This window comes from Pseudomonas sp. UBA6562 (genome assembly GCF_002434265.1).
GTDB lineage: Bacteria > Pseudomonadota > Gammaproteobacteria > Pseudomonadales > Pseudomonadaceae > Aquipseudomonas.
The window spans coordinates 100,535-111,780 of record NZ_DJJS01000009.1; the positions used below are offsets into that span (position 1 = coordinate 100,535).

The following is an 11,246-nucleotide window of genomic DNA, read 5'->3' on the forward strand; positions in this document are numbered from 1 at the left end:
GCCAACCTGGGCGCGACTTCGCCGCCGCCTACCATGGCCCCGCAGGAGCCTACCCATGACCGCACCCCTGAAGCTCGCCCTGGTGGGCCACACCAATGTCGGCAAGACCTCGCTGCTGCGCACCCTCACCCGCGACGTGACCTTCGGCGAGGTCTCGCACCGCCCCAGCACCACCCGCCATGTCGAAGGCGCGCGCCTGTCGGTGGACGGCGAGCCCTTGCTGGAGCTGTACGACACGCCCGGCCTGGAAGACGCCATCGCCCTGCTCGAACACCTGGAGCGTCTGGAGCGTCCCGGCGAACGCCTCGACGGCCCGGCGCGGCTGCAACGCTTCCTGCAAGGCAGCGAAGCGCGCCAGCGTTTCGAACAGGAAGCCAAGGTGCTGCGCCAATTGCTGGCCAGCGATGCTGGGCTGTACGTGATCGACGCCCGCGAGCCGGTACTGGCCAAATACCGCGACGAGCTGGAGGTCTTGGCCAGTTGCGGCAAGCCTTTGCTGCCGGTGCTCAACTTCGTCGCCAGCGAACAGCACCGCGAGCCGCAGTGGCGCGAGGCTTTGGCGCGCCTCGGCCTGCACGCCCTGGTGCGTTTCGACAGCGTGGCACCGCCGCAGGATGGCGAGCAGCGCCTCTACGACAGCCTGGCCCTGCTGCTGGAAAACGCCCGCCCCGCCTTGCAGCGCCTGGTCGCCGACCAGCAGGCGCAGCGCCTGGCACGCCAGGCCAACGGCAAGCGGCTGATCGCCGAACTGCTCATCGACTGCGCGGCGTGCCGGCGCAGCGTCGATACCGAGCCCGCCGCGCAAGCCGCCGCGACCGCCGCCCTGCGCCAGGCGGTGCGCCAGCGCGAGCAGCAGTGCGTCGAAGCCTTGCTGGCGCTGTATGCCTTCCGCCGGGAAGACGCGGCAGCCGACGAAGTGCCGTTGCTGGACGGGCGTTGGGGCGACGACCTGTTCAACCCTGAAACCCTGCGCCAACTGGGCGTGCGTGTGGGCGGCGGCGTCGCCGCGGGTGCCGCTGCCGGTGCCGGCGTCGACCTGCTGATGGGCGGCCTGACCCTCGGCGCCGCCGCCCTGGCCGGCGCCATCGCCGGTGGCGCGTTGCAAACGGCACGCAGCTACGGCGGGCGGCTGATGGGCAAGTTCAAGGGCCAGCGCGAGCTGACCGTCGACGACACCGTGCTGCGCCTCCTGGCCTTGCGTCAGCAGCAACTGATGCAGGCCCTCGACAGCCGTGGCCACGCCGCGCAGGGCAGCATCGCGTTGTCGGCGCCGGCCGAGCGCTCCTGGCGCGAAGGCAAGCTGCCCGCCGCCTTGCACAAGGCCCGCGCCCACCCGCAATGGTCGATCCTCAACCTCAGGCCACGGCTGGACCAGCGCGAGCGCCAGGAGCAGATACGCACGCTGGTGGAGGCTCTATAGGCAGCTATCGGGCCGGAGGGGTGCGACTGATCGACGCGGTCTATCAAGACATCGAATCAAGCGATTAGACGCTTCCCGCCCATGGGCATAGGCTGGAAAGCCTATCCCCTCGGTGATCCGCCTCGATGAACAGCAAGCCTCCGGTCTGCGCGGCCTCCACCTCGCTCACCCTGCCTGCCGCCAGCAATCGCTACGAATACGCCCAGCTCGACGATGGCGAGCGTGCCGCCACGCCTTTGGCCGAAGAAGTGGCCCTGGCCATCGCCTACAACGGCCTGAACCAGGCGGTGATGCTGGTCAGCCCCACCGACCTCGACGATTTCGTGGTCGGTTTCAGCATCGGCAGCGGGCTGGTCACCGGTACCGACGACATTTACGACATCAAGCTGTCGGGCACAGGTTCGGCGCTGTATGCCGATGTCGAGATCGCCAGCCGCGCCTTCTGGCAGCTCAAGGACCAGCGCCGGCAGCTGGCCGGCACCAGCGGCTGCGGCCTGTGCGGGGTCGAGGCCCTGGAACAGGCGCTGCCCGACTTGACCGCGCTGCCCGGCGCCCCCTTGCCGCCAGTGGCCTGGCTGGCCGACCTGCGCAAGCGCATCGACGCCTTCCAGCCCTTGGGCCAGCACTGCGGCGCAGTGCATGCCGCACTGTTCATGGACCGCCACGGCGAACTGCTGATGGGCCGCGAAGACATCGGCCGGCACAACGCCCTCGACAAGCTGATCGGCGCCCTGCTGCGCCAGCGCATCGACACCTCCGGCGGCCTTGCCATCGTCACCAGCCGCTGCAGCCTGGAACTGATCCAGAAGGTGCTGCGCGCTCGCATCCAGACCCTGGTCAGCCTCTCGGCGCCCACCGGCCTTGCCCTGCAATGGGCGCGCAAGCACAACCTCAACCTGATCCATTTGCCCAAACACAGCGCACCGCGGGTCTACAGCCCCGCGTCGGAGTAGCCATCGTGAGCTCGCATCAAAAGATTCCCGACAACGCCCCTGCGTCCAGCCCGCGCTACAAGCCCTACCCCGGCCCTGCCGGCGGTTGGGGCGCGCTGATCAGCGTGACCAAGGCCTGGATCGGCAGCGACAACGCGCTGAAGAACCTGCGCGCGATGCTCAAGACCAACCAGAACGGCGGCTTCGACTGCCCCGGCTGCGCGTGGGGCGATTCGCCCGAGAGCGGCATGGTCAAGTTCTGCGAGAACGGCGCCAAGGCAGTCAACTGGGAAGCCACCAAGCGCCGCGTCGATGCGGCCTTCTTCGCCCGCTACAGCGTCAGCTCGCTGCGCGAGCAGAGCGACTACTGGCTCGAATACCAGGGCCGTCTGACCGAGCCGATGGTCTACGACGCCGACAGCGACCGCTACAAGCCCATCGACTGGGACGGCGCCTTCGCCCTCATCGCCCGGCATCTCAATGCCTTGGAAAGCCCCGACCAGGCCGAGTTCTACACCTCGGGCCGGGCCAGCAACGAGGCGGCGTACCTGTACCAGCTGTTCGTGCGCGCCTTCGGCACCAACAACTTCCCCGACTGCTCGAACATGTGCCACGAGGCCAGCGGCGTGGCCTTGGGCCAGAGCGTCGGCGTCGGCAAGGGCACGGTCACCTACGACGACTTCGAGCATTCTGATGCGATCTTCGTCTGGGGCCAGAACCCCGGCACCAACCACCCGCGCATGCTCGACCCGTTGCGCGATGCGGTGAAGCGCGGCGCCCAGGTGGTCTGCGTCAACCCGCTCAAAGAGCGTGGCCTGGAGCGCTTCCAGCACCCGCAGCACATGCTGGAAATGCTCACCAACAGCGACAAGCCGACCAACACTGCTTTCCTGCGTCCAGCCCTGGGCGGCGACATGGCGCTGATGCGCGGCATGGCCAAGTTCACCCTGCAATGGGAGCGCGATGCCCAGGCCAAGGGCGAGCCGGCGGTGTTCGACCACGCCTTCATCGCCGAGCACGGCCACGGCATCGACGAGTACCTGGCGGTGGTCGACGCCACGCCTTGGGCGCACATTCAGGAGCAGTCCGGCCTGAGTCTGGAAGACATCGAACTGGCCGCGCGCATGTACTGCAAAGGCAAGCGCGTGATCATGTGCTGGGCCATGGGCATCACCCAGCACCGCCACTCAGTGCCGACCATCCAGGAGCTGGTCAACCTGCAGATGCTGCGCGGCAACATCGGCGTGCCCGGCGCCGGCCTGTGCCCGGTGCGCGGCCACAGCAACGTGCAGGGCGACCGCACCATGGGCATCAACGAGCGCCCCCCGGTGGCGCTGCTCAATGCCATCGAACAGCGCTTCGGCTTCCAGGTGCCGCGCCACAATGGCCACAACGTGGTCGAAGCGATCCAGGCCATGCTCGACGGTCGCGCCAAGGTGTTCCTCGCCCTGGGCGGCAACTTCGCCCAGGCCACGCCCGACACCGAGCGCACCGCGCAGGCCTTGCTCAACTGCGACCTGACCGTGCAGATCAGCACCAAGCTCAACCGCAGCCATCTGCTGCATGGCAAGAACGCGCTGATCCTGCCGTGCCTGGGCCGCACCGACATCGACTTGCAGGCCGACGGCCCGCAGGCGGTGACCGTGGAAGACTCGTTCAGCATGGTCCACGCCTCCAACGGCCAGCTCAAGGCGCTGTCCAAGCAGATGCGCTCCGAGCCTGCCATCGTCGCCGGCATCGCCGCCGCGACCCTGGGCAAGAAGCCGGTCGACTGGCACTGGCTGGTGGCCGACTACGACCGCATCCGCGAACTGATCGCCGACACCATTCCGGGCTTCACCGACTTCAACCTGCGCCTGCAAAACCCCGGTGGCTTCTACCTGGGCAACAGCGCCGCGCGTCGGGCCTGGGCCACGACCAACGGCCGCGCCAACTTCAAGGCCAACCTGCTGCCGGACACCCTGATCGACCCACGGGTGCTGGCCAGCGGCCAAGTGCCGGACCTGGTGATGCAGTCGATGCGCTCGCACGACCAATACAACACCACCATCTACGGCATGGACGACCGCTACCGCGGCGTGCGCGGCCAGCGCGACGTGCTGTTCGTCAACGAAGCCGACATCGTCCGCCTGGGCTTCCAGCCGGGGCAGAAGGTCGACATCGTGTCGTTGTGGGGCGACGAGCATGTGCGCCGTGTGCACGGCTTCACGCTGCTGGCGTTCGACATTCCGGCGGGGCAGGCGGCGGCCTACTACCCAGAGGTGAACCCTCTGGTGCCGCTGGACAGCGTGGGCGACGGCAGCCACACGCCGACTTCGAAGTTCGTGGCGATCAAGCTGGAGCGGGCGCGGGACAACGGGCGGATCCTCTGATCGGGTAACGTACCGTCGCTGCATGACGAAGCCCCGCATCGCGGGGCCTTTTTCTGCTTGCGACGGAGCCGGGCGACCGCTTCGGTACCTGCTGTATCGATTACAGAGGAAGGTTCCAATGCTGATGGAGCGCCTGCAGGCGAGCCGCGAACCGAAGCGTTGGACGTTACCAGGGAGCCTATCGGCCTGGTTGCAAAAAAGCCCCGACCGCAACGGCCAGGGCTTTTCCCAAGTAGCGTATGACAGCGTTTTTAGAACAAAGTTTCATAGTGAAAACAAACACTTAGGTAAATCGTTAGCTTGCGTGCTATTCGTCGGATTTGCATTGCCAAGGGGCGATGCCGGCGGCACATTCGGCCCCGTCATCCCTATGAGACAAGATCGATGAAAAAGTCCTGCGTAATGCTCCTGTTGTCCTTGGGCCTGCTCAGTGGCACCGCCTCAGCTGGCGGAAACACCGAAGCCGGCATCGGCGGCGCCCTGGGTGGGGTATTGGGCTCGGTGGTCGGCCAGTCCGTTGGTGGCAGCACAGGCTCTGCCATCGGCGCAGGCCTGGGCGGCGCAGCCGGTAGCGCCGTGGGCGCGGACAAGCGCCAGCGTGGCGAAGCCGCCATCGGTGGTGGCCTGGGCGCAGCGGGTGGCAACGTCATCGGCCGCACCGTAGGCGGCAGCACCGGCAGCCTGATCGGCGCGGCGGCAGGCGGCGGCGCGGGCGGCGCACTGGGCAACTACATGGGCAATCGGGCCGATCGCAACGATCGCGAGGCCCGCCGCGGTTACGACGACCGCCGCCACGACCGGGGTCGCCATTATGGCCACCGCAAGCACCACGGTCCCAAGCACCATCGCCATCACCGCTGATCGGAGGCGGTTGCCGTCCACATCAGGCCCTGTCCAACGAACGGGGCCTTTTCACAGGGGCTCGGGCAACTGCAAACCCGCCAACAATTGCTGCAACGCCTCAGGCAAGTTCGCCGGCCGGCCACTGGCGCGTTCGACGAACACCTGCACCACCCGCCCTACCGCACAGGGCTCCGGTTCACTTGGGCGGAACAGGCCCAGACGGTACTCCACCGTGCTCCCCGCCAATCGACTCACCCCCAACGCCACTTCCAGCACGTCGGGAAAGCCCGGCAGCGCGAAGAAATCCGCCGACGAGCTGACCACGAACGCCGCCAGCGGTCCTTCGCGCAAGTCGAGTTCGGCCTCCTGCAACAGGAAGGCCTGCAAGGCAGTTTCGAAATAGGCATGTACCGAGGCGCCGGACACATGGCCGTGCAGGTCATGGTCGTGCGGGCGGGTGAGGATCGGATGGGAGTGGTTGAAGTGGATGCGCTGCAGGGCAGTGGTCATGATGGCTGTCGTCCGTGGGCGATGAGCCGTCAAGTGAAGCAGAATCCGCAGCGTTGCGAAAACCCCTGCTGACTGAACCTACCCCAAACGCACCAACGCCAGGGCGGTGTGAGCGGCCCCGGCGTTGGTATTCATGGCTGCGGTAACGCTTCAACCGAATCGGCGCTCCGTCGCTGGCGACGACCGCCGAGCCCTGCGCAGGCAACCTCACGTTGGCCGCCCCTGGCTTACGCGCTAGCGCAGGTAGCACCTGACCTGCGTTCGACTCGGCAGCCCGCCGTTCGGTACTGGGTGCTCGGCCGCCTCAGACGTCCTGCACCTGCTGCCACACCTTGGGCCGGAAGAACAGCGTCTCGCCGCGCGCCAGGCCGGTCAGGCTGTCGTGGTCCTTGACCACTTCGGCCTCGATCAGCTCGCTCTGCCCTTCCACCTTCAGCGTGATACGCGTGGTCGCGCCCAGGGGGCGGATATCGCGTACCTCCGCGGCATGGTGGCCTTCGGTTTCGTGCCGCGACAGCGACACCTCGTGCGGCCGGAACAGCACGTGCTGGCCCTCGCTGAGGCTCAGGCGGTTGGAGTCGCCGAGGAAGTGGTAGACGAAGTCGTTGGCCGGCTTCTCGTACACCTCGCCCGGCGAGCCGATCTGCTCGATCACGCCCTTGTTCATCACCACGATGCGGTCGGCCACTTCCATGGCCTCCTCCTGGTCGTGGGTGACGAACACCGAGGTCAGGTTGATGTCCTCGTGCAGCCGCGCCAGCCAGCGGCGCAGCTCCTTGCGCACCTTGGCGTCGAGCGCGCCGAACGGCTCGTCGAGCAGCAGCACCTTGGGCTCCACCGCCAGGGCGCGGGCCAGGGCAATGCGCTGGCGCTGGCCGCCGGAGAGTTGCTCGGGGTAGCGGTCGGCCAGCCAGTCGAGCTGCACCATGCTCAACAGCTCGTGCACCTTGGCCTTGATCTGGCTTTCGTTGGGGCGCTCGCCCTTGGGCTTCATGCGCAGGCCGAAGGCGACGTTGTCGAACACGCTCATGTGGCGGAATAGCGCGTAGTGCTGGAACACGAAGCCGACGTTGCGATCGCGCACGTCGTGCCCCGAGACGTCCTCGCCGTGGAAGACGATGCTGCCGTCGTCCGGGGTTTCCAGCCCGGCGATGATGCGCAGCAGGGTGGTCTTGCCGCAGCCGGACGGGCCGAGCAAAGCCACCAGCTCGCCGCTGTGGATGTCCAGGTTGATGGCGTTCAGGGCCTGGAAACTGTTGAAACGCTTGCTGACGTTGCGAACTTCGATCGACATGAATTAGTCCTCCGCTGCGTTATGGCGCAGACGGTTAATGCGGGATTCGCTCCACTGCTTGAGCAGCAGGATGAACAGCGCCAGGATCAGCAGCAAGCTGGCCACGCTGAAGGCCGCGACATGGTTGTATTCGTTGTAGAGGATCTCGACGTGCAGCGGCAGGGTGTTGGTCACGCCGCGAATATGGCCGGACACCACCGACACCGCACCGAACTCGCCCATCGCCCGCGCGGTGCACAGCACCACGCCGTAGATCAAGCCCCATTTGATGTTCGGCAGGGTCACGTGCCAGAACATCTGCCAGCCGTTGGCGCCCAGCAGGCGCGCGGCCTCTTCTTCCTGGGTGCCCTGCTCCTGCATCAGCGGGATCAGCTCGCGGGCCACGAACGGTACGGTGACGAAGATGGTCGCCAGCACGATGCCCGGCAAGGCGAAGACGATCTGGATGTCGTGGTCCTGCAACCACGGGCCGATCAGGCCCTGGGCGCCGAACATCAGCACGTAGACCAGGCCGGCTATCACCGGCGATACCGAGAACGGCAGGTCGATCAGCGTGACCAGGATGCTCTTGCCGCGAAAATCGTATTTGCTCACGCACCAGGCGGCGCTCAGGCCGAACACCAGGTTGAGCGGCACGGAGATCGCCACCGCCAGCAGGGTCAGGCGCAGCGCGGCCAGGGCATCGGGCTCGAAGATCGCTTCGAAGAAGGTGCCGAAGCCGTTTTTCAACGCCTGCGACACCACGATGAACAGCGGCAGCAGGAGGAACAGGGCGAACACCAGCCAGGCCGAGACGATCAGCACGCGGCGAGCGGTGGCGCTGCCGCGGCGGGCGGCGTTGGCGTTGGCGGAGGCGCCGTGGCCTAGGGATGAAGCGGACATGGGCAAGCCTCCTTCACGGGGTTTCGATGCGCCGCTGCAACAGATTGATCAGCAGCAGCAGAATGAAGGAAACCACCAGCATCAGCACGCCGATGGCGGTGGCGCCGGTGTAGTCGTATTGGTCGAGCTTGACCATGATCAGCAGCGGCAGGATCTCGGTCTTCATCGGCATGTTGCCGGCGATGAAGATCACCGAGCCGTACTCGCCCACGCCGCGGGCGAAGGCCAGGGCGAAACCGGTCAGCCAAGCCGGCAGCAGGGCCGGCGCCAGTACGTGGCGGAATACCTGCAAGGGTTTGGCGCCCAGGCAGGCGGCGGCCTCTTCCACTTCACGCGGGATGTCGGCCAGCACGGGCTGTACCGTGCGCACCACGAACGGCAGCGTGACGAAGGTCAGCGCCAGGGTGATGCCCAGCGGGGTGTAGGCGATCTTGAAGCCCAGGTCGGTGGCGAACTGGCCGACCCAGCCGGCCGGCGCGTACAGCGCCGTCAGGGCGATGCCGGCCACCGCCGTGGGCAGGGCGAACGGCAGGTCGATCATCGCGTCGATGATCTTGCGTCCGGGGAAGGTGTAACGCACCAGCACCCAGGCCAGCAGGGTACCGATCAGACCGTTGAGGATGGCGGCGAGCAACGCGGTGCCGAAGCTCAGCTTGAGCGCGGCGATGACCCGCGGCGCGGTGACGATGGCCCAGAACTGCTCCCAGGTCAGCTGCGAGGCATGGATGAACATGGCGGCCAGCGGTATCAGCACGATCAGACTGAGGTACACCAAGGTGTAGCCCAGCGTCAGCCCGAAGCCGGGTATGACGGGGGAAATACGTCGCGACATAAAAGTCCCTGGTAGAACGCACCAAGCCCGGGGACGATCCCGGGCCGGTGCTGGTTACAGAAAGGGGGTGCGCCAGCGGTGCGCGGTCAAGTCGGTCACCCGGTCATTGCGCTTGGTAGATCTGGTCGAACACGCCACCGTCGTTGAAGAACTTGGGTTGCGCCGTTTTCCAGCCGCCGAAGTCCTTGTCGATGGTCACCAGATCGAGTTTCGGGAACTGCTTGCCGAACTCGGCAGCGACCTTCTCGTCACGCGGGCGGTAGAAGTTCTCCGCCGCGATCTTCTGCCCAGCCGGGCTGTACAGGTGCTTGAGGTATTCGGTGGCGATCTCGGTGTTGCCTTTCTTCTCGGCGTTCTTGTCGACCACGGCCACCGGTGGCTCGGCGAGGATCGACAGCGACGGTACGACGATGTCGAACTTGTCGGCGCCGCCGTCTTCTTTCAGCGCCAGGAAGGCTTCGTTTTCCCAGGCCAGCAGCACGTCGCCCTGGCCGTTGTTGACGAAGGTGATGGTCGAGCCACGGGCGCCGGTGTCGAGTACCGGCACGTGTTTGAACAGCTCCTGCACGTATTGCTTGGCTTTGTCTTCGCTACCGCCGGCCTTCAGGCCATAGGCCCAGGCGGCGAGGAAGTTCCAGCGGGCGCCGCCGGAGGTCTTGGGGTTCGGGGTGATGACCGAGACGTCCTTCTTGATCAGGTCGCCCCAATCCTTGATGCCTTTGGGGTTGCCCTTGCGCACCAGGAACACGATGGTCGAGGTGTACGGGGTGCTGGCGTCCGGCAGGCGGGTCTGCCAGTTCTCCGGCAGGGTCTTGCCGAGCTTGGCGACTTCGTCGATGTCGCCGGCCAGGGCCAGGGTCACCACGTCGGCGCGCAGGCCGTCGATCACCGCGCGGGCCTGTTTGCCCGAGCCGCCATGGGATTGCTGGATCTTGACCTTGTCGTCCGGGTGGCTCTGCTGCCAGTGCTTGATGAATTCGGCGTTGTACTGCTGGTACAGCTCACGGGTCGGGTCGTAGGACACGTTGAGCAGTTCGTAATCCTTGGCGATAGCAGAACCGGCAAACACGGCACTGGCCAGGGCGGCCAGGGCGTAACGGCGGATGGACATGGTGAAGCTCCCGATAGGCATGTTGTGCATGTTGTTTTAGGCAGGGCTATTGGCGATCAGCTCGGTTTGCCGCCGGGCTGTTGCAGACGGAATTTTTCCTTGCGCTCGATCTGCACTACTTGGGCGTTGTGCACGGTGATCTCCACCGCACCGAAGCGCAGGTTGCGCAGGGCATTCTGAATTTCCCGCAGGAGAGTGGCTTCGTCTTGTCCGTCGATGCTGCGCAGGTTGGCACTCATGCTTATTCTCCAGTCGTGAATGCCGGGCAGTGTCGTAGGAAATGGCGCCTGGCGTGGGGGCCATACTACTCAGAGCGATTTATTCTTAAAAATACTGTTTAAGAATTTTTATATAACTATTTTGCAGTTACGGACCTCGCAGTTCTGGTTTCAGGCCTGAACGTAGGCGCCATCGATAGAAGCGCAATTCTATGCCGCAGTGCATCGAACCCCTCACGATGGGCGATAGTCAACGTGTAGCCGTCTGGCTACAATCGTTTTCATGAATGCAATAATCCGAACTCACGAATTCGATGTATGGCTCAAAGGTCTTAAGGATGTCACCGCACGTCTAAGGATCATCAGTCGCATCATGGCTGCTCAGGAAGGGCATTTTGGTGACTGTGTGGCGGTAACAAATCCACACAAAAGCGCGACATCAAGCTAGCAAAATCCATCCTCGACGAGATCGAGAAGGAAGGCGGTAAATGAATGATTTGAAGGTTTTCGAAGCTTCCGACTACTTGAACAACGATGCCGAGATCGCCGAATTTTTAAGCATTTCGCTGGAAGATCCCAACCCTGATGTTTTTCTCCGCGCGTTGCAGGAAGTTGCCAAGGTACGGGGAATGACCCAGTTGGCACGCGATTCGGGTCTTAACCGCGAGTCGCTCTACAAAGCCCTCGGCCCCGGCGCAAAGCCGAGGTACGACACAGTGCTCAGAGTGGTGAATGCTTTGGGCGTGAAGCTGACTGCCCAGCATCTTTAAAGAAGGAGCCAGGTGGCTCCTTCTTTTTCCTTCCAGTTTCGATCTACCGTCTCGCGGGTGAT

Annotated in this window: 12 protein-coding genes and 1 pseudogene; 7 read left to right on the forward strand and 6 right to left on the reverse strand. The window is 65.1% G+C overall.

What is annotated here, in order from left to right; genetic code table 11:
• Positions 1 to 55: 55 nt before the first annotated feature.
• The 5 genes from B4M43_RS19475 to B4M43_RS19495 all read left to right on the forward strand — a co-directional run bounded on the left by B4M43_RS19475 (position 56) and on the right by B4M43_RS19495 (position 5,585).
• Positions 56 to 1,420 (forward strand): GTPase/DUF3482 domain-containing protein, encoded by a 1,365-nt coding sequence (locus B4M43_RS19475; RefSeq protein ID WP_296269115.1) that lies wholly within the window; start codon positions 56 to 58, stop codon positions 1,418 to 1,420.
• Positions 1,421 to 1,545: 125 nt separating this feature from the next.
• Positions 1,546 to 2,373, forward strand: coding sequence for a formate dehydrogenase accessory sulfurtransferase FdhD (fdhD, locus tag B4M43_RS19480; RefSeq protein WP_296269116.1), 828 nt, complete (start codon positions 1,546 to 1,548; stop codon positions 2,371 to 2,373).
• A 23-nt stretch (positions 2,374 to 2,396) separates the two neighbouring features.
• The gene (locus B4M43_RS19485) at positions 2,397 to 4,724 is read left to right on the forward strand and encodes an FdhF/YdeP family oxidoreductase (protein ID WP_414707886.1); all 2,328 of its coding nucleotides are present in this window, start codon (positions 2,397 to 2,399) and stop codon (positions 4,722 to 4,724) included.
• 118 nt (positions 4,725 to 4,842) lie between these two features.
• On the forward strand, positions 4,843 to 5,112 hold the full coding sequence (locus tag B4M43_RS19490) for a hypothetical protein (RefSeq protein ID WP_296269118.1): 270 nt from the start codon (positions 4,843 to 4,845) through the stop codon (positions 5,110 to 5,112).
• Complete coding sequence (locus B4M43_RS19495; protein WP_296269119.1) at positions 5,109 to 5,585, forward strand: glycine zipper domain-containing protein; 477 nt, start codon at positions 5,109 to 5,111, stop codon at positions 5,583 to 5,585. The genes B4M43_RS19490 and B4M43_RS19495 overlap by 4 nt, the downstream gene beginning before the upstream one ends.
• A 51-nt stretch (positions 5,586 to 5,636) precedes the next feature.
• Here B4M43_RS19495 and B4M43_RS19500 read toward each other — a convergent pair whose 3' ends face one another.
• The 6 genes from B4M43_RS19500 to oscA all read right to left on the reverse strand — a co-directional run bounded on the left by B4M43_RS19500 (position 5,637) and on the right by oscA (position 10,435).
• Positions 5,637 to 6,077, reverse strand: a complete 441-nt coding sequence (locus tag B4M43_RS19500) for an acyl-CoA thioesterase (RefSeq protein ID WP_296269120.1) — start codon at positions 6,075 to 6,077, stop codon at positions 5,637 to 5,639.
• 304 nt (positions 6,078 to 6,381) lie between these two features.
• The gene (locus B4M43_RS19505; protein ID WP_296269121.1) at positions 6,382 to 7,371 is read right to left on the reverse strand and encodes a sulfate/molybdate ABC transporter ATP-binding protein; all 990 of its coding nucleotides are present in this window, start codon (positions 7,369 to 7,371) and stop codon (positions 6,382 to 6,384) included.
• A gap of 3 nt (positions 7,372 to 7,374) precedes the next feature.
• On the reverse strand, positions 7,375 to 8,253 hold the full coding sequence (gene cysW / locus B4M43_RS19510) for a sulfate ABC transporter permease subunit CysW (RefSeq protein WP_296269122.1): 879 nt from the start codon (positions 8,251 to 8,253) through the stop codon (positions 7,375 to 7,377).
• A 13-nt stretch (positions 8,254 to 8,266) separates the two neighbouring features.
• Positions 8,267 to 9,085, reverse strand: a complete 819-nt coding sequence (gene cysT, locus B4M43_RS19515) for a sulfate ABC transporter permease subunit CysT (protein ID WP_296269123.1) — start codon at positions 9,083 to 9,085, stop codon at positions 8,267 to 8,269.
• Between the two features lie 103 nt (positions 9,086 to 9,188).
• Positions 9,189 to 10,196, reverse strand: a complete 1,008-nt coding sequence (locus tag B4M43_RS19520; protein WP_296269124.1) for a sulfate ABC transporter substrate-binding protein — start codon at positions 10,194 to 10,196, stop codon at positions 9,189 to 9,191.
• Between the two features lie 56 nt (positions 10,197 to 10,252).
• On the reverse strand, positions 10,253 to 10,435 hold the full coding sequence (gene oscA, locus B4M43_RS19525; protein WP_296269125.1) for a sulfur starvation response protein OscA: 183 nt from the start codon (positions 10,433 to 10,435) through the stop codon (positions 10,253 to 10,255).
• 262 nt (positions 10,436 to 10,697) lie between these two features.
• Here oscA and B4M43_RS19530 point away from each other — a divergent pair.
• Together B4M43_RS19530 and B4M43_RS19535 are read left to right on the forward strand one after the other, a co-directional pair.
• Positions 10,698 to 10,906 (forward strand): annotated as a pseudogene (locus B4M43_RS19530) (hypothetical protein).
• On the forward strand, positions 10,903 to 11,184 hold the full coding sequence (locus B4M43_RS19535) for an addiction module antidote protein (protein WP_296269126.1): 282 nt from the start codon (positions 10,903 to 10,905) through the stop codon (positions 11,182 to 11,184). Before B4M43_RS19530 ends, B4M43_RS19535 begins: the two are co-directional and overlap by 4 nt.
• The last annotated feature ends 62 nt before the right edge of the window (positions 11,185 to 11,246 follow it).